Origin of the sequence: Sutterella parvirubra YIT 11816, from assembly GCF_000250875.1 — a bacterium.
GTDB lineage: Bacteria > Pseudomonadota > Gammaproteobacteria > Burkholderiales > Burkholderiaceae_F > Sutterella > Sutterella parvirubra.
The window spans coordinates 21215-38860 of the sequence record NZ_JH604995.1 but is presented as its reverse complement, the minus strand read 5'-3'; the positions used below and the strand labels follow the sequence as shown (position 1 = coordinate 38860).

Genomic DNA, 17646 nt, shown 5'->3' with positions numbered 1-17646 from the left:
GTCCCAAGAAGGAACCTCTCCGATGCCGGGCGCGGAAGCGTCCGGCATTGCTTTTCTTGGTGGAGCGGGAGGAGAATGCAAAGCTCCTACGGAAGGAATCCGTGCGGCCACGGGCCGCACCGACCAAGAAGAACATCAAAAGCACCAACAGGACCGCCCGCCATGAGCAAGACGAAGCACCAGAGCCTCACGCCCGCCACCGAGTGGCTCAAAGCCCGCAACATTCCCTTTGAAGAGCGCAGCTACGAGTACGTCGAGCACGGGGGCACGGCGCTTGCGGCCTCCGCCTGCGGGATCGACCACCACCACGTGATCAAGACCCTCATCATGGAGGACGAGCACGCGAAACCTCTGGTGGTCCTCATGCACGGCGACTGCGAGGTGTCCTTGAAGAACCTCGCGCGCCAGATCGGCGTGAAGTCCGTCGCCCCCTGCAACCCCGCGCAGGCGCAGCGGAATTCCGGCTACTTCGTCGGGGGCACGAGCCCCTTCGGGACGCGAAAGAAGATGCCGGTCTACGTGGAGGCTTCGATTCTCGAGCTCGATCACATCTTCATCAACGGAGGACGGCGCGGCTACCAGGTCGGGATCGACCCGAAGGTGCTCCAAGACGAACTCGGCGCGATTCCGGTCCACTGCGCGAACCCCGACTGATCGGGGACGGAGGGCGAGGACGGCGGGGGCGGCAGGAACCGCGCGAAGCCGCCCAAGCCCACATGCCAGCCCGCACCAATACGAAAGGCGCACGCCTTCGGGAATCTCCCGGCGGCATGCGCCTTTTCTCTTTCGGCGCCCCGAGCGTTCAGGCTTGGGGCTCCTTTCGTTCCGGCTTTTGAGAGTTACTCGGCCGATCGCTCCAGCACCGCGGCGAAGAAGCCGTCAGTGTTGTTGACGTGGGGAAGCATCTGGAAGTAGCTCCCGAAGCGCTCCCACTGGGCGGCGTCGAACGTGATCCCCTGCGTCGCGAAGACTTCCGCAGCGGGGACGAGCTTCCACTCGGGATGAGCGGCCAAGAAGGCTTCGACGACATCCTGGTTTTCGCGCTTCAGCACCGAGCAGGTGGCGTAGACCAAGCGGCCGCCCGCCTTGACGAGGCGCGAGGCGTGCTCCAACACGCTCTTCTGGATGCGGTTGATGCGCTCCAATTCGTCGGGCGAGAGGCGCCACTTCAGGTCCGGGTTGCGGCGGAGCGTCCCCGAGCCCGTGCAGGGGGCGTCGACCAACACGCGGTCGAACTTCCCGCGAAGACGGCGCACGCGCTGATCGTCCTCACTGCGGATCGCGATCGGGTGGACGTTGGAGAGACCCGCGCGGCGCATGCGCGGGGCCATCCCGGCCAAGCGCTTTTCGTTCACGTCGAACGCATAGAGCGACCCGGTCGAGCGCATGAGGGCGCCCAAGGCCAAAGTCTTCCCGCCCGCGCCCGCGCAGAAGTCGCAGATCATTTCGCGGCGACGCGGAGCGAGGAGGCGGGCGATCAACTGACTCCCTTCGTCCTGCACGTCGACCTTGCCTTCCTTGTAGATGGGCCACTGCGTCAAGCCCGGCTTCGTCGGGAGACGCACGCCGTCCGGGCTGTAGGGGGTGGAAAACGCCGTGACGCCGCTCCCGGACAGCTGTTCCAGAACTTCTTCGCGGGTGGCCTTCAAAAGGTTCACGCGGAGGTCCAGCGGAGCGCCTTCCATCATCGCCGGGTAGAGGGCTTCCGCATCCTCGTACTGGGCGTCGATCAAATCAAAGAGCCACTGCGGGAGTTCGGCGCGCACGTGCGGGGCGGCCTTCGAGAGGTCGACCGCGAGCATGTTCTTCAAGGGCCCCTCTTCCGGACCGATCGCCGAGGGCGAAATGGCGTCAAGCCCATGCTGGCGCGCAAGCGTCAGGAGCGCCGCGACGCGCGGGGCCTTGACGGGGGGCACCGGACGCATCGCGTGGCGGATGGTCGCCAAGTGGCGCAGCGTGTAGTAGATCCCTTCGGCGATGAGGCCGCGGTCGCGCATGCCGAGCTTGGGGTTGCTCTTGAAGAAGAGCTTCATCAGGACGTCCGCCGGGCCGTCCAACTTCAGAATGACGGCGAGCGCGCGGGTGAGTTCATCAACGATGAGGTTCGTGATGCGCACGCGGCCGGGCGCCAAGGGCGCCATGCGCTTTTCAGGCGTCATGTCACCCTTCGTGCGCTTGAAGCCCGTGCGGGCGCGCTCTTCGTGGCGGCGCCGGTCGGCGGCGCGCTGACGGTCCGTGCGGCGGTCATCGCCGTCACGGGAGGTGCGGCGGGGCTTCTGCATCGCAAAGGCGCGCTTTTTCTTGATTTCAGCCATGAATGTGTGGTTCTCGGTTAGGTATGTGTTTGTTCGGGGTGCGGCGGCTTCAGACGTTCGATCAAACCTTCGTTCAGACGTCGAAGACCGTGAGCGCGCGGGCCGTCTCATCGGACATGCGCGCCTTGCCCTCTTCGGCGACGACGCGGCCCAGCGCCACCTCGCGCACGCAGCGCGGGTAGAGGATGTGCTCCGACCTCAGGCAGCGGGCGGCCAACGCATCCGCGTCGTCGGTCGGGAGCACCGGCACGACCGCCTGGCCGATGATGGCGCCGCCGTCCAGCACCGCGCTCACGAAGTGCACCGTGGCGCCGTGCACGCGGCAGCCCGCTTCGATCGCGCGCTCGTGGGTGTGAAGACCGGGAAAGAGCGGGAGGAGCGCCGGGTGGATGTTGAGGATGCGGCCTTCGTACTTCGAGACGAAGCCTTCCGTCAAGACGCGCATGAAGCCCGCCAAGACGATCAGCGCCGGTTCGAACTTGTCGATCTCGGCCGCGAGCGCTTCTTCAAAGGCTTCGCGCGAGGGGTACGCCTTGTGGTCCATGCCGACCGCGGGGATCCCCGCTTCGCGGGCGCGGTTGAGACCCGCCGCATCCGGGCGGTTCGAGATCACCGCGGCGAGCCTGAGGCCCTCGGCCTCCCAGTTCTCGGCGCGCGCCGTGCGCAGGATGGCCTCGAAATTGCTTCCGCGGCCGGAAATCAGAATGACGATGTTCTTCATGATGGTGGTGAGAAACCGGGAGATGTCGGCGAAGAAGGACGCCGGAACGACGGGAACGGCAAAACCGATCAGGGCGTCCCCGGCGGCGGGAGATGCGCCGACGCCTCCGGCGTGCTTTCGCCGGAGGTGGGGATGCTTCCTTCACCTTCCTTCGCTTTTTTGAGGATTCGGGTTCCGGCGGATGAGGAAACCTCGGAAGGGCCCCTCCCCGGAACGCCCCGATTCTAACAGGATGCCGGGGGCGGCCTATGCAGTTCGCCTGATCCGAATGCGCGGGGCCGCCCGTTATAATGCGGGCTTTGTCCGATCCACTTTCCCCGCCCGTACGCCATGCACGTTTTCCGAGGTCTGCCCCACGCCCTTCAGCGCCGCCCGACGGCGCTCGCCATCGGCAACTTCGACGGCGTGCACACGGGGCATCAGGCGCTCCTTCAGGGCGTGGCGGAAGCGGCCGCGGCGCGCGGTCTTCTCCCCGCCGTGGTGACCTTTGAACCACACCCGCGCGAGCGCTTCGGGGTGCCGCCGGCCCGCATCTCGACGCTTCGGGACAAGGTGGAGGCCATGCTCGCCTGCGGGATCGAGCGCGTCCACATGTTCCCCTTCCACACGCACCTGGCCGCGATGTCGGCCGAGGACTTCGTGCGGAAGATCCTCGTTGAAGGTCTTCACGCCGAGTGGATCACGGTGGGGGAAGACTTCCGGTTCGGGAGCGACCGTAAGGGCGACGTTGCGCTTCTTGAACGCATGGGGCAGGAACTGCATTTTGAGACCGCCGTCTCGCCCACGCTCTACCACGCGGACGCCCGCGTGAGTTCGACGCGCGTGCGCCGTGCGCTGGCCGCGGGCGACTTCTACGAAGCCGAAATGATGTTGGGCCGCCGTTATGCGCTGACGGGCCGCGTCATTCACGGAAAGGCGCTGGGCCGCACGCTCGGGTTCCCCACGCTCAACATCGCGCCGCTCCCGCCCGGGAGCAAGGCGGACCCGGCCGTACGCGGCGTCTACGCCGTTGAAATCGAGGGGTTGGGGCCCGCGGTCTATCCGGGGGTTGCGAGCCTGGGGCTTCGTCCCACGGTTGCGTCGGAACGCCGGTGGCTCCTGGAGACCCACGTCTTCGACTGGCAGGGCGACGCCTACGGCCGGATTCTCAAGATCAACTTCGTCCACAAGATCCGCGACGAAAAGAAATTCAGCGGCCTCGAAGAACTTCGGGCCGCAATCGATGCCGACGCGCAGACCGCGCGACGGCTCCTGGGCGCTTCACTCGCATGAATTGAGGGAAGGCCCACCGCATCAACCACCTGAAGAGCCCGAGGGGGCCAGGAGTTCACGATGGCAGAAGAAGCCGCCAAGTATCCGCTCAATCTTCCCGACACGCCGTTCCCGATGCGCGGGAACCTGCCGCAGCGCGAGCCCGGTTGGGTCGCCGCCTGGGAAGAAAAGAAGATCTACGACCGCATCATGGACGCGCGACGCGACGCGCAGAAGTTCATCCTTCACGACGGTCCTCCCTACGCGAACGGCAACATCCACATCGGCCACGCCACGAACAAGATCCTCAAAGACATCATCGTCAAGCTCAAGGACCTCGAAGGCTACTGCGCCGCGTACGTCCCGGGTTGGGACTGCCACGGGATGCCGATCGAAGTGCAGATCGAGAAGATGCACGGGAAGAACCTCCCCGTCGCCGAAATGCAGTCGCTCTGCCGCGCCTACGCGATGGAGCAGTCGAAGATCCAGATGGAAGGCTTCAAGCGCCTCGGCGTCCTCGGGTACTGGGACAATCCGTACCGCACCTTGAACTTCAAGACGGAAGCGCAGGAAGTGCGCGCCCTCAAAAAGATCATGGAAAAGGGCTACGTCTACCGCGGCCTGAAGCCCGTCAACTGGTGCTTTGACTGCCAGAGCGCGTTGGCTGAAGCCGAAGTCGAATACAAGGACAAGGAAAGCCACGTGATCGACGTCGCCTTCCCCCTCATGAAGGGTGAAGAGGCGAAGGTCGAAGCCGCCTTCGGCGTGAAGTTGGAAAAGCCCGTCGCGACCGTCATCTGGACGACCACGCCCTGGACGATCCCCGCGAACCAGGCTCTCAACATGCACCCCGAGCTCGAATACGTGCTCGTGGACGTGGGTGAACGCCTCTTCATCCTCGGCGCCGACTTGGCCGAAGAGTCCCTGAAGCGCTACGGTCTCGAAGGCAAAGTGCTCGCCAAGGCCATGGGCGAGAAGCTGGGCGGCCTCGTCTTCCGTCATCCGATGGCGGAACTTCACCCCTTCTACGACCGCCGCTCGCCGGTCTTCCTCGCCGACTACGTCGAGAGCGGCGCCGGTACCGGCATCGTGCACTCCGCCCCGGCCTACGGTTCGGACGACTTCGTGAGCTGCAAGAAGAACGGCTTCACGAACGAAGAGATCCTCACGCCCGTGATGGGCGACGGCATCTACGCCGAAGACTTCCCGCTCTTCGGGGGGCTCAACATCTGGAAGGCGGCGGAAAAGATCCTCGACGCCCTTCGCGTCACCGGGAACCTGATGGCCTCGGGCAGGATGGTCCACAGCTACATGCACTGCTGGCGCCACAAGACCCCGCTCATCTACCGCGCGACCTCGCAGTGGTTCGTGCGCATGGACGAGCCGACCGAAGACACCAAAGGGGTTCTGAACACCCCCGCGCAGCCGAAGACCCTCCGTCAGGCGGCCCTGGAAGGCGTGCGCGCGACGAAGTTCACGCCGTCCTGGGGCATCAACCGTCTCTACGCGATGATCGAGAACCGCCCGGACTGGTGCATCTCGCGTCAGCGCAACTGGGGCGTGCCGCTCCCCTTCTTCCTCCACAAGGCGACCGGGGAACTCCACCCGCGCACGTTCGAAATCATGGACCAGGTGGCCGACATGATCGAAAAGGGCGGCATCGAAGCCTGGTCGCGCGCGAAGACGACGGACTTCCTGACGGAAGAAGAAGCCTCGCAGTACGACAAGTCGACCGACATCCTCGACGTCTGGTTCGACTCGGGTTCGACCCACTACACGGTGATGCGCGGCTCGCACGAAAAGGAACTCAAGTGGCCGGCGGACCTCTACCTTGAAGGCTCCGACCAGCACCGCGGTTGGTTCCACTCGTCGCTTCTCATCGGCACGATGTTGGACGGCCGTCCCCCGTACGACGGGCTCCTCACCCACGGCTTCTGCGTGGACGAAAAGGGCATGAAGATGTCGAAGTCCGTCGGGAACGTCGTCGCGCCCTCGACCGTGAACGAAAAGTTCGGTGCGGACATCCTGCGTCTGTGGGTGGCCTCCACCGACTACACCGCGGAACTCCGTCTCGGGAACACGATTCTCAAGCGTGTGGTGGAGAGCTATCGGCGCGTCCGCAACACGCTCCGCTTCCTTCTCGCCAACACCTCCGACTTCGACCCGAAGACGGATGCGGTGCCGATGGAGGAAATGCTCGAGCTCGACCGCTGGGCCGTCGCCTACGCCGCGGACTTCCAGAAGAAGGTCTTGGCCGAGTACGACGAATACCGCTTCCACAACGTGAGCGGCATGCTCCAGAGCTTCGCCGCGACGGACCTGGGCGGCTTCTACCTCGACGTTCTGAAGGACCGTCTCTACACGACGGCCCCGAAGAGCCTCGCCCGCCGCTCCGCCCAGACCGCGCTCTGGCACGTCACGTCCGGGTTCCTGCGCCTGATCGCCCCGATCCTCTCCTTCACGGCCGAAGAAGCCTTCGCGGTCTTCAGCCCGAACGCCTCCGAGACGATCTTCACGGAAACCTTCTGGACCTATCCGGAAGTGCCGGGTGCCGAAGCCCTTCTCGCCAAGTGGGAGGTGATCCGCAACGCCCGCGCCGAAATGCAGAAAGCCATTGAAGCCGAACGCGAAGCCGGCCGCGTGGGGTCGTCCCTTCAGGCCGAAGGCGTCGTCCGCGCGTCGGGCGAAGCGTACGAAGCGCTGAAGAGCTTGGGCGACGAACTCCGCTTCGTCATGATCATGTCGAAGGTGGAGCTCGAAGAAGCCGCGGAAGGCCTCTCGGTCGAGGTGAAGGCCTCTTCGGAGAAGAAGTGCGAACGCTGCTGGCACTACGTGCCGGGCGTCGGCACCGACGCCGAACACCCGGGTCTCTGCCCGCGCTGCCGCACGAACCTCTTCGGTTCGGGCGAAGTGCGCCGCATGGCCTAAGCGGGACGGTTGGCGATGGCCGCACCGCGCACCTTCATCCGCTATGCGCCCCCGAGCGCGCTCCGGTTCAGTCTCTGGATCGCGCTCGGCTTCCTCGTGCTCGTGCTCGATCAGGGGACGAAGTTCTGGGTGGAGCACGCCTTCAACCCGGACACGCGGATCGCCGTGACGTCGTTCTTTAACCTCGTGCTCGCGCACAACACCGGTGCGGCCTTCTCGTTCCTCTCGGACGCAGGCGGCTGGCAGCGGTGGCTCTTCACGGGGTTGGCCGGCGCGGTCGTCGCGACGATCGTCGTGCTCCTCTGGAAGCACAACGGGAAGAAGCTCTTTTCCTTCGCGTTGACGATGATCGCCGCCGGCGCCTTGGGGAATCTCATCGACCGGGCCGTCTACGGGTTCGTGATCGACTTCCTCGACTTCCACGCGGGCGGCTGGCACTGGCCCGCCTTCAACGTCGCGGACATCGCGATCTGCGTGGGGGCGGGGCTTTTGATCCTCGACGAGCTTTTGGGCGTCTCCAGGGAGCGCTGAGCGCTCCGGGGGCGGAGCCCCTGACGGGGCGCGTCCCCGTCTCACCCATCAGAGCGGGCTTTCCGGCGACGGGAAGCCCGTTTTCTTTCCGACGGGCTGCGCATGGAAGGGCGCGCTTCCATGCTTCGGCGGCCACGTACGGGATCGGTTGCCGGAGCGCGCCCAGGGCGCGCGGCGCCCCCGTACAATGAAGCACCGCAGACGTCTGCGAACTTCACAGAAAGGACCCCGACCATGCTCCGCAACAAACGCATCATCCTCGCCCTCACGGGCGGCATCGCCCTCTACAAGTGGTGCGCCGTCGTGCGCGGGCTCGTCAAGGCCGGGGCCGTCGTGCGGATCGCGATGACGGAAAACGCGACCCGGTTCGTGACGCCCGTCACCTTTGAAGCGCTCTCCGGTCACCCGGTGGCCTTGACCGAATGGGCGGCGGGACCTGAGGGCGCGATGCCTCACATTGAATTGACGCGCGACGCCGACCTTCTGGTCGTGGGTCCCGCCACCGCGAACATCCTTGCGAAGGCCGCCCACGGGATTGCGGACGACCTTGTGTCCACCCTGATCGCCGCGCGTCGGTGCCCGACGGCGGTCGTCCCCGCGATGAACGTCGAGATGTGGACGCACCCGGCGAACCAGAGGAACGTGAAGACCCTCAAGGACGACGGCTTTCTCTTCTTCGGCCCCGCGCAGGGGTCGCAGGCCTGCGGCGACGTGGGCGAAGGCCGCATGATCGAACCCGAAGAAATTCTGGAGCGCATCGCCGGAGCCTTCGTGGAGAAGACCCTCACGGGCCGCCGCGTCGTCATGACGGCGGGGCCCACCTACGAAGCGATCGACGCCGTGCGCGGCATCACCAACCGCTCGAGCGGACGGCAGGGCTTTGCGCTCGCCCGCGCCTTCCGGGATGCGGGAGCGGAGGTCGTGGTGGTCGCGGGGCCCGTGACGGTGGTGCCGCCTCCCGGGGTGGAGGTCCGGCGCGTCACGTCCGCCCTGGAGATGAAGGCCGCGGTCGATGAAGCGCTCAATGAAAAGCCCGCCCACATCTTCGCCGGCGTCGCCGCGGTCGCCGACTGGCGGCCCGAAGCGGCGGTCGACGGGAAGATCAAGAAGAAGGATCTCAAGTCTGAAGAACAGGCGGACGGGAAGACCGAAGAAGTTGCCAAGAGCCCGATGGGGCCGCAGCTCCGCTGGGTCGAGAATCCCGACATCCTTCAGGGCGTCGCCGCCCGCCGGGACGTCCCCGTGACGGTGGGGTTTGCCGCCGAATGCGCGGACGTCGAAGCCTACGCGCGGGAGAAGTGCCGCCGCAAGGGCTGCGCCTTCGTGGTCGCGAACGACGCCCGCACGGCCCCGCAGGCGAACGAAAACCGCGTCCTCATCGTGACGCCGTCGGTAACCGTCGCCTACGGTCCCGCGACGAAGGACGACGTCGCCCGCTTCATCGTCGCGCGCGCCGCTGCGGCGCTGCGCGCCCGGGAAGAGGACGCCTCCGAGGGTGCGTTCGAACCTGAACGGAGCTTTCAGCGGAAGGGCTGAAGAAGAGGCTCACGAACACCCAACCCATTCACTCACCATCCATACTGATCAACCGCAATGACGACTGATCTCACGATCGACCTCAAGGTCCTCGACGAGCGCATGCGCGCCCACCTTCCGGCCTACGCCACACCCGGCTCCGCAGGGCTCGACCTGCGCGCCCTTTTGGACGCCCCCATCACGATCGCGCCGGGCGAAACGGTGCTCGTGCGCACGGGGCTCGCGATTCACATCGGCGCGCCCGGCTACGCCGCCGTGATCCTGCCGCGCTCGGGGCTCGGCCACAAGAAGGGGATCGTCCTCGGGAACCTCGTGGGCCTGATCGACAGCGACTACCAGGGTGAACTCATGATCTCGACCTGGAACCGCGGGCAGGAGCCCTTCGTGCTGGAGCCCTTCGAACGTTTGGCGCAGCTGGTCGTCATGCCGGTCGTGCAGCCGCAGTTCAAGCTCGTCGACGAATTCGTCGAGAGCGAACGCGGCACGGGCGGGTTCGGGTCGACGGGGACGAAGTAAGGTCCCGTCGGGCCTGATGCAGGCTTGCCGCACCGGCAGAGGCACCGGTCGCCGGAATCCGGACAAGGAAAAGGGGAGGCGCTCATGATCGTCTCCCCTTTTCGAATTCGACGCACCCGCAGGCCTGATCCGGGTGGCGTCCGTCATCTCCCCTGTTTTCAAAGTCCCCACCGAGATGGAGGCCCGGGGCCCTAGTCGCCACCGAAATGCGCGGCCCAGACCCGAGGAGATCACGCAACCATCATAGCGCGACCTTGCTCAGCGCGCATCGTCCTCAACCTCATCGAAGTCGCCCTCTTCCTCATCGTCCCCGAAGAGGATGGCGTCCAACTCACGGTGGGCATCCAACGTCAGCCCCGCCTTCTGGTCCTCGGCCAGACTCCCCTCCGTCACCGTCACTTCGGGGCGGCGCCCGGCGTGAAGCGTCATCACGACCTTCGCGCCAAAAGCGTCTTCGTAGCCGGGGATGTCGTTGGCGATGCGGCCTTCCACCTGAAGCCCCTCCACCGCGTCCTGTTGGAAGTGGGCGAGATACTTGTCGTGGTCTTCACGGGAGACCTCCACCCAGATCCCCCAGGTGAAGGCGCCCGCTTCCTCGTACTGAAGCGGCACTTCCGCGACGCCGAAAAGGTACGTCTTCCCGTCGCGCTGATCGGTGGCGAAGTCTTCGTTGTAGCGGCCCGCGAGATAGCGCTCGCGGTAGTCGAGCTGCCAGAGGCAGTCGGGAAGCTTCATCTGAATGTCGCGGCAGAGTTCGTCGGCGGGAATCATGGCGGGTGTCCGGGCGGGCGCAGGAAGCGCGCCCTCTTTGAAGGGATGGAATGGAGAAAAGCGGACTGGAGGGGCGAGGCCCCGGCTTCAGACCGGAGGCTCATTATAAAAACGGGGCGCCGCACTTTTCGTGCGCGCCCCGCATCGACATCAGGCTGCCGGGCGGACCCGGCGGCCGGTCATGCTTTTCGCCCTTGATCAGGCGGCGAAATTCGCTTCGGCGAACGCCCAGTTGACGAGGTTCGAGAAGTAGGCTTCGATGAACTTCGGACGGGCGTTGCGGTGGTCGACGTAGTAGGCATGTTCCCACACGTCGATCGTGAGAAGGGGCTTGACGCCTTCCATCGTAAGCGGCGTCCCGGCATTGCTCGTGTTGACGATGGCGAGCGAGCCGTCGGCCTTCTTCACGAGCCAGGTCCAGCCGGAACCGAAGTTGCCGGCGGCGGCGTCGGAGAACGCCTTCTTGAAGGCGTCGAACGAACCCCACGCGGCTTCGATGGCGGCGAGGAGCGCGCCCGACGGGAGACCGCCGCCCTGCGGCTTCATCGACTGCCAGAAGAAGGCGTGGTTCCAAACCTGCGCGGCGTTGTTGAAGACGCCGCCTTCAGAGGAACGCACCACCTCTTCGAGGGACTTCTCAGCGAAGGGCGTGCCTTCCGTGAGGGCGTTCAGGTTGTTGACGTACGTCTGGTGGTGCTTGCCGTAGTGGTACTCGAGCGTCTCGCGGCTCATGAAGGGTTCGAGGGCGTCGAGCGCATAGGGAAGCGCGGGAAGTTCAAAACGGGCCATGGGATGGGTCTCCGAAGAAGAATTGTTGTTAGGGTGAGATTATCACGCCGAAGAACTTCATAGGATCCACCGAAAGATCTACTTCGCGTCCGCAAACGTATCCACCTTTTTCCGGGCGGATGCGCCGGGGTTTCAACGATCAGGCTTTCCCGCCGGAAGGACCGGCGCCAACCCCGTCGTCCTTCCCGTTCCCCTCAGGCGTGAGGCCCACCTCTTCCACGCGCACGCGCGCCCAACCGTCCGCGAAGCGGAGCGTCAGCTCGTCGTCCCGACGAAGCCCTTCGGCGCGGGTCAGGATCTCGCCCGCGCGCTCCGCGCGGGTCCAACCGTCCCGCATCGGGCGGTCAGGGTCGAGCGCTTTGAGAGTCTGCGAGAGGTCGTCCAAACGGCGCTCCCACAGGTCCAGCTGCCGGAGGATGGCGGGGAGCACCGGCGCGACGGCGCGAAGCGCCGTCTCCCGCTGCGAGACGACCGTGAGGCCCGCCGCGCGGAGGCGCTCGGCGGCGCTCCCCAATGCCCTCGCCTTCGCTTCCAAGACCGCGTCGGGGCTTGCGAGCCGCTCCGCGGCGTGCGCGAGCCGGGCGTCGAGCAACCCCGTGCGGTCGGCAAAAAGCCGACGAAGCCTATCTTCGGCTTCCCGCATCCGGCGTTCGCTCCGACCCGTCACCGTCTCAGGGCTCGCCAGCATCAGGGCCGCACGATCCGTGCGCTGCATCGCGTCGCGAAGACTGTGGTTCAGCGCATCCTGCAGGGTCGCGTCGAGCCTCGCAAGAAGCGTGAGCCAATGCCTCAGGTCCGGCCCCACCGATTCGGCGGCGGCCGTCGGCGTCGACGCCCTCAGGTCGGCGACGAAGTCGACGATCGTCACGTCGGACTCGTGCCCGACGCCGGTGACGGTCGGGGTCCGCATCGCGGCCAAGGCCCGTGCGACCCGCTCGTCGTTGTAGGCGTCCAAATCTTCCGGCGCCCCGCCCCCGCGAACAAGAAGCACGAGGTCGAAGCCGCCCGCGTCGGCGGCTGCCAAGGCGCGCACGATCCCTTCCGGGGCCGTATCCCCCTGCACGGGCGTCTCAAAGAGCGTCGTGCGGATCCAGGGTGTGCGCCTTGCGAGCGTGCGGCGCACGTCGCTCCAGGCCGCGGCCTGCGCGCTCGTCACGACCGCGAGCTTGCGCACGAAGCCGGGGAGGCGCTTCTTCCGGGCGTCGTCGAAGAGCCCTTCGGCTTCGAGCTTGGCTTTGAGCCGCAGAAACGCCTCCCAGCGTTCTCCGAGCCCCGCCGGACGCCAGTTGTCGACCACGATCTGAAGGTCGCCCCCGCGCGCATAGACGTCGGCGCGGCCCGTCACCTCGATCGCGTCGCCGTCGCGGAAGTCGGCGGGCTTTTTGCGCAGCGCCCCGGCGAACGCCACGCAGGCGACGAGCCCCGTCGCGTCTTTGAGCTTGAAGTAGACGTGTCCGGCCGCCGAGCGGAACATCCCGCTCACTTCGCCCGTCACCCAGACGCCGATCAGCGTCCCCGCCACCGCACTCTTGATGCGCGTGAGCGCTTCGGTCACCGTGAGGGGCTTCTGCGTCCCGCGGGTGGTGCCGGGCATCCCGGAGGGTGCTGCGAACGGGGAGGAAGAATCCCGCCAAAGCCCCGTGAACTCATCCAGCCCGCCGAAGGGCGGCGGATAGGAGGAATAGGAGGGCGGTGGGGGCGGAGGAGTCGTCCTCCACTCGCGCCTCGGGATGGCGGTGGCGGCCGCCGGACGGCTCTCCGTGCCGCGGCGCGCACGCACCGCGGCCAAGCGCGCGAGGCTCGCCTCGCGGCGGGCGCGGCGAAGCGCCGCCTCGTCCGACGCGAGCGGGGAATCGTCGTCGGCCGCATCGGCGGCGTCGTTGACGTCGGTGACGTTGGTCACGTCGGTCAGGTCGTCTTCGCCACTGCGGGCGTCCGTCGGGTTCTTGGGCACGTTGATCTGCCGTCCTTGGGTGTTGGGGAGGTGTGAAGCGGGATCCGGCGTGATCCGGAGGAATCGCGGCGGAACCCACGCGGAATCCCTGCGGGATGCCAAAAGATCTCCGCTTCTGATTCGGATGGGTGAAAGTTTAGCGGGGGCCGGATGGAGGGGTCGAAAGACCTACGCCGGAACCTCCGTCGGGACCGCCTCCGAGACCGGTCACCGGGGCGTCGGAAAGAGCTTCAACCCCGTTGGGGCGCCCCGAAAAGGGCCTGCGGCCGGGGGAAGTTGTTCACATGAGGACGAATCCGGACCCCAAAAGACGCAAACCCTTGATTTCCAAGAAGAACCCCGGATGCGTGTCCGGCATGGTTCCGACGGCTTTTCCCACAAAACCCCGGGTTTGCCTATTTTTTAGGCAACGATCTTTTTCACAACCGAATCAACGACTTGCCAAGTTGCCCACGAACTTATCAACACCGTTACTCACGGTCTCGGTGAGAAACCCGCGGGGTTTTCCACGGCGGTTGTCCACCGGAAGCGTCCACTGGGGCGGGAGCCCCCGGAAACAACGGAAACCCCTTGATATTCCTTGAATACGTAGCGATTCCAAGGATCCACCATGCAGCAATCCACAGCCTTTTCCTTTCGCGTCAAGCACTTTGGAACGTTGTCAACCGAGTTGTTCACAGGGTTTTCAACACATCGTCGCCGGCGCCGCATCTACGCGTTTTCACCAAGGTTTTTCGTTGAAAACTTCTCCACACAGGATCAACGCCGACCGAAGGGACATCTATTCGGGCCGCAGTCCGCTCCGGTCCCCGGACGAACCTCGGCGCAATCCGGTGACCGAAAAAGGCACGGGAACACGTTGGGAACAAGTCTCGGCCGCGCGCCCGGGCAAGCGTCTGAAGAGGGCCCGACGTGCTCAAATCGGGTTCGAACGCCGCGCGCACCCCCAACCGATTTGACCTATCATTGTCGGATTGAAGTTTTTCGACGGCAATGTCACAGGCAATGTCCTCCGACGACCACCCTCCTCAACGATCCTTCCGATCCCCCCGCATCCTGAAGCGCTCCGCGCAGGCGGCCTTCCGCCGCACCCACGACGTCAGTGAGGTCCGCCGATGAGCGCCCGGCTTGAAGCTTGGGTCCACCGCATGTGGGCCGGCCGCGGTCCCGCGGCGTGTCTCCTCTCTCCGCTCTCCCTCGTCTTTCGCGGCATCGCAGCCGTGCGCCGCAGCCGCACCCGCGCCGAGCGCCTTCCGGTGCCGGTCGTCGTGGTGGGGAACATCTACGTGGGCGGAACGGGGAAGACCCCGGTGACGATCGCGCTCGTGCGCGAGCTCGCCGCCCGGGGCTGGACCCCGGGGATCATCTCCCGCGGGTTCGGCCGCGAAGAGGCGGGCGTGCGCGAGGTGCGCACCGACGCGGCGGCGACGGAGGTCGGGGACGAGCCCCTCCTCATCGCCCGCGAGACGGGCGCGCCCGTCGTCGTGGGACGTAAGCGCCTTGAAGCCGGTCGCCGCCTTCTGGAACTCCACCCCGAGGTCGACGTCATCGTGAGCGACGACGGGCTTCAGCACTACGCGCTGGGGCGCGACGTCGAGCTCGCCGTGATCGGCGCGCGGGGACTCGGCAACGGCTGGGTGCTCCCGGCGGGGCCCCTTCGCGAGCCGCCCTCGAGGCTCGACGAAGTCGACGCCATCGTTTTGAACACCCCCAACGCGGAGACGGTATCGTCCCGCACGCCGCGCTTCGTCGCGTCGTCCTGCTTCGGGCCCTGCACCCAGCTCTCGACGGGCCAAACCGCCGACATCGACCGGCTCTCCACTGAGATCGAAGAAAAGCGCTGGAAACCCCTCGCCGCGGCGGGGATCGCCGCGCCGGGACGCTTCTTCGCGATGATCCGCGGGCACGACATCGAGTGCGCGGAACTTCCCTTGAGCGACCACTACGACTTCTCGGAAAACCCCTTCGCGGGCCGGTCGGAAGACATCATCTTCATCACGGGGAAGGACGCCGTGAAGTGCGCCCGGATCCCCGCGATCGCCGACGACCCCCGCATCTGGGTCGTGGGGTTGGAGGTGAAGCTGGACGGCTACCTCATCGACTTCGTCTCGAACCGCATTCACGACACCTGGGCCACGTTGGGGCGCGACACGCGCCGCCACGCCGACCCGGTGGAAGACCACACCGTCGACGACGACGGCACGGAACACAGAACATGAAGCCCATCATTCCCGAATACCTCGTCTGCCCCGTCTGCAAGGGGACGCTGCGCGCCCTCGAAGGCGTCCGTCAGGAGCTCGCCTGCCCCGCGTGCGGGCTCGCGTTTGAAGTCCGCGACGGCATCCCCTCGATGATCCGCGCGGACGCCCGGCAGCTCACCGACGAAGAGCGCACCAAGATGAAGCGCCCCACGCCGAAGGAGGAAGCCCGATGAGCTTCACCGTCATCATTCCGGCGCGCATGAAGTCGACGCGCCTTCCTGAAAAGCCTCTCCTCCCGATCGAAGGCGTTCCGATGGTGATGCGGGTCGCCGAGGCGGCCCGCAAGTCCGGCGCCCTGCGCGTCGTCGTCGCGACCGACCACGAAGCAATCTGCGACGCCTGTCGCGCCTACGGCGTCGAAGCCCTGATGACGAAGGCGTCGCACCCGACCGGCACCGACCGCTTGTCGGAAGCCGTCGAGATGATGGGGCTTCCGGACGACGCGATCATCGTGAACGTCCAGGGGGACGAACCGCTGATTCCGCCCGAAGTGGTGGGCCAAGTGGCGGAGCTCCTTGAAGCGCACCCCGAGTGCGCGATCGCGACCGCCGCGCATCCGATCCGGGACGTCGAATCGTTCATGAACCCGAACGTCGTCAAGGTGGAGCTGAACGCCAAGGGCGAAGCGATGACCTTCACCCGCGCGCCCGTGCCCTGGCCGCGCGACCATTTCAGGAAGCACGGCATGAGCTCGATGCCGGAGGGGCACCCGTCCCTTCACCACGTCGGCCTCTACGCCTACCGTGCGGGGTTCCTGAAGCGCTTTCCCACGCTCCCGCAGGCCCCGATCGAGGAGGCCGAGAGCCTGGAGCAGCTCCGCGCGATGTACTTCGGCGAGCGGATCGCGGTATTGGTGCTCGATGCGGCGCTCCCCGCCGGCGTCGACACGCAGGAAGATTTGGACCGCGTGCGCGCCGTCATCCGCGAGGAGAAGGCCAAACGGAAGGCTTTGGAAGCGCACTGACCCTCACCCCGCTTTTTGGGGCGTCGGGCGTCGTTCGGACGACGCCGAACGTCCCAAAACCGCCCGAGGGGCGAAAAACCCCCTCCGGCGCTACAATGAATCCAACGCCCGAAGGCTCCCCCGAGCCGTCGGGCTCTGTGCCGTGACCTTTCGGCGACAACAACACAAAAACTTCAAGGGAGTTTCTCCATGCGTCTCATTCTGATCGGCCCGCCCGGTGCCGGCAAGGGCACCCAGGCCAAGTTCATCTGCGAGAAGTTCGGCATTCCGCAGATCTCGACCGGTGACATGCTCCGCGCCGCCGTCAAGGCCGGCACGCCGCTCGGGCTCGCCGCCAAGGCCGTCATGGAGAAGGGCCAGCTCGTCTCCGACGACATCATCATCGGTCTCGTGAAGGAACGCCTTCAGGCCGCCGACTGCGCGAACGGCTTCCTCTTCGACGGCTTCCCCCGCACGATTCCGCAGGCGCAGGCCTTGGCGGACGCGGGCGTGCCGCTCGACTTCGTGCTCGAAATCAACGTGCCCGACAGCGAAATCGTCGAGCGCATGTCCGGGCGCCGCGTCGACCCGGTGAGCGGCCGCACGTACCACATCAAGTACAACCCGCCCAAGGTCGAAGGCAAGGACGACGTGACGGGTGATCCCCTCATCCAGCGCGACGACGACCGTGAAGAGGTCGTCCTGAAGCGCCTTGAGGTCTACCACAACCAGACGGAAGCCCTCGTGGGCTTCTACTCGGACCTCGCGAAGAAGGGCGGCGACGCCCCGCAGTACCGTTCGATCTCGGGCCTCGGCTCGATCGACGCGATCACGGAACGCGTGTTCGACGCGCTGAAGTGATCACCTCCGCGTGACTCGGAGAGGCCGGACGGCGGAACGCCGAACCGGCCTCTTTCGTTTTCGGGGCGACGTTCAACGGCCAACCGCCTTATCCTTGAGGGACGCCCGGACGGATCCTCGTCGGACCGCTCCCCGCTCAACCCTTGTCCTCCCCTTTCCTCCCCTTCCCGGAGTCCCCATGACGGCAGCCCTCGACCGCCTCACCGCCGCCCTCGGTGCGGCGCACGTCCTCACGTCGCCCGACGACGTCGCCCACGCTTCGCTCGACG

The 17646-nt window shown here is 66.1% G+C and carries 15 protein-coding genes; 10 read left to right on the top strand and 5 right to left on the bottom strand.

Annotation, left to right across the window (positions count from 1 at the left end; all coding sequences use genetic code 11):
- Nucleotides 1-162 precede the first annotated feature (162 nt).
- Nucleotides 163-654: an aminoacyl-tRNA deacylase gene (locus tag HMPREF9440_RS07470; protein WP_008542970.1), complete on the top strand. Its 492-nt coding sequence runs from the start codon at nt 163-165 to the stop codon at nt 652-654.
- A gap of 185 nt (nt 655-839) precedes the next feature.
- Here HMPREF9440_RS07470 and HMPREF9440_RS07465 read toward each other — a convergent pair whose 3' ends face one another.
- Both HMPREF9440_RS07465 and purN read right to left on the bottom strand, forming a co-directional pair.
- The gene (locus HMPREF9440_RS07465) at nt 840-2315 is read right to left on the bottom strand and encodes an RsmB/NOP family class I SAM-dependent RNA methyltransferase (RefSeq protein ID WP_008542968.1); all 1476 of its coding nucleotides are present in this window, start codon (nt 2313-2315) and stop codon (nt 840-842) included.
- Between the two features lie 73 nt (nt 2316-2388).
- Nucleotides 2389-3036 (bottom strand): phosphoribosylglycinamide formyltransferase, encoded by a 648-nt coding sequence (gene purN / locus HMPREF9440_RS07460; protein ID WP_008542965.1) that lies wholly within the window; start codon nt 3034-3036, stop codon nt 2389-2391.
- A 330-nt stretch (nt 3037-3366) separates the two neighbouring features.
- Between purN and HMPREF9440_RS07455 the strand changes: the two genes are divergently transcribed.
- The 5 genes from HMPREF9440_RS07455 (at nt 3367) to dut (ending at nt 9798) form a co-directional block, all read left to right on the top strand.
- Nucleotides 3367-4308, top strand: a complete 942-nt coding sequence (locus HMPREF9440_RS07455; protein ID WP_008542963.1) for a bifunctional riboflavin kinase/FAD synthetase — start codon at nt 3367-3369, stop codon at nt 4306-4308.
- A 60-nt stretch (nt 4309-4368) separates the two neighbouring features.
- Nucleotides 4369-7215 (top strand): isoleucine--tRNA ligase, encoded by a 2847-nt coding sequence (gene ileS, locus HMPREF9440_RS07450; RefSeq protein WP_008542962.1) that lies wholly within the window; start codon nt 4369-4371, stop codon nt 7213-7215.
- A gap of 15 nt (nt 7216-7230) precedes the next feature.
- Nucleotides 7231-7746: a signal peptidase II gene (gene lspA / locus HMPREF9440_RS07445; protein WP_008542961.1), complete on the top strand. Its 516-nt coding sequence runs from the start codon at nt 7231-7233 to the stop codon at nt 7744-7746.
- Nucleotides 7747-7980: 234 nt separating this feature from the next.
- Nucleotides 7981-9282 (top strand): bifunctional phosphopantothenoylcysteine decarboxylase/phosphopantothenate--cysteine ligase CoaBC, encoded by a 1302-nt coding sequence (gene coaBC, locus HMPREF9440_RS07440; protein ID WP_008542960.1) that lies wholly within the window; start codon nt 7981-7983, stop codon nt 9280-9282.
- A gap of 57 nt (nt 9283-9339) precedes the next feature.
- The gene (dut, locus tag HMPREF9440_RS07435) at nt 9340-9798 is read left to right on the top strand and encodes a dUTP diphosphatase (protein ID WP_008542959.1); all 459 of its coding nucleotides are present in this window, start codon (nt 9340-9342) and stop codon (nt 9796-9798) included.
- 258 nt (nt 9799-10056) lie between these two features.
- Here the strand turns inward: dut and HMPREF9440_RS07430 are convergent, their stop codons facing one another.
- From HMPREF9440_RS07430 to xseA, 3 genes are all read right to left on the bottom strand, one after another.
- Nucleotides 10057-10569 carry a DUF2199 domain-containing protein gene (locus HMPREF9440_RS07430; protein WP_008542957.1) on the bottom strand — a complete coding sequence of 171 codons (513 nt, stop codon included), beginning with the start codon at nt 10567-10569 and terminating at the stop codon, nt 10057-10059.
- Between the two features lie 198 nt (nt 10570-10767).
- Nucleotides 10768-11358 carry a superoxide dismutase gene (locus HMPREF9440_RS07425; protein ID WP_008542955.1) on the bottom strand — a complete coding sequence of 197 codons (591 nt, stop codon included), beginning with the start codon at nt 11356-11358 and terminating at the stop codon, nt 10768-10770.
- A gap of 139 nt (nt 11359-11497) precedes the next feature.
- Complete coding sequence (xseA, locus tag HMPREF9440_RS07420; protein WP_008542954.1) at nt 11498-13312, bottom strand: exodeoxyribonuclease VII large subunit; 1815 nt, start codon at nt 13310-13312, stop codon at nt 11498-11500.
- A gap of 1115 nt (nt 13313-14427) precedes the next feature.
- On the opposite strand from xseA, the gene lpxK reads away from it, so the two are divergent.
- From lpxK to adk, 4 genes are all read left to right on the top strand, one after another.
- Nucleotides 14428-15531: a tetraacyldisaccharide 4'-kinase gene (gene lpxK, locus HMPREF9440_RS07415; RefSeq protein ID WP_008542947.1), complete on the top strand. Its 1104-nt coding sequence runs from the start codon at nt 14428-14430 to the stop codon at nt 15529-15531.
- Nucleotides 15528-15746: a Trm112 family protein gene (locus tag HMPREF9440_RS07410; RefSeq protein ID WP_008542946.1), complete on the top strand. Its 219-nt coding sequence runs from the start codon at nt 15528-15530 to the stop codon at nt 15744-15746. The genes lpxK and HMPREF9440_RS07410 overlap by 4 nt, the downstream gene beginning before the upstream one ends.
- Complete coding sequence (gene kdsB / locus HMPREF9440_RS07405) at nt 15743-16537, top strand: 3-deoxy-manno-octulosonate cytidylyltransferase (protein ID WP_008542945.1); 795 nt, start codon at nt 15743-15745, stop codon at nt 16535-16537. The genes HMPREF9440_RS07410 and kdsB overlap by 4 nt, the downstream gene beginning before the upstream one ends.
- 189 nt (nt 16538-16726) lie before the next feature.
- A complete protein-coding gene (adk, locus tag HMPREF9440_RS07400) occupies nt 16727-17377 on the top strand; it encodes an adenylate kinase (RefSeq protein ID WP_008542944.1) in 651 nt (216 codons plus the stop codon).
- The last annotated feature ends 269 nt before the right edge of the window (nt 17378-17646 follow it).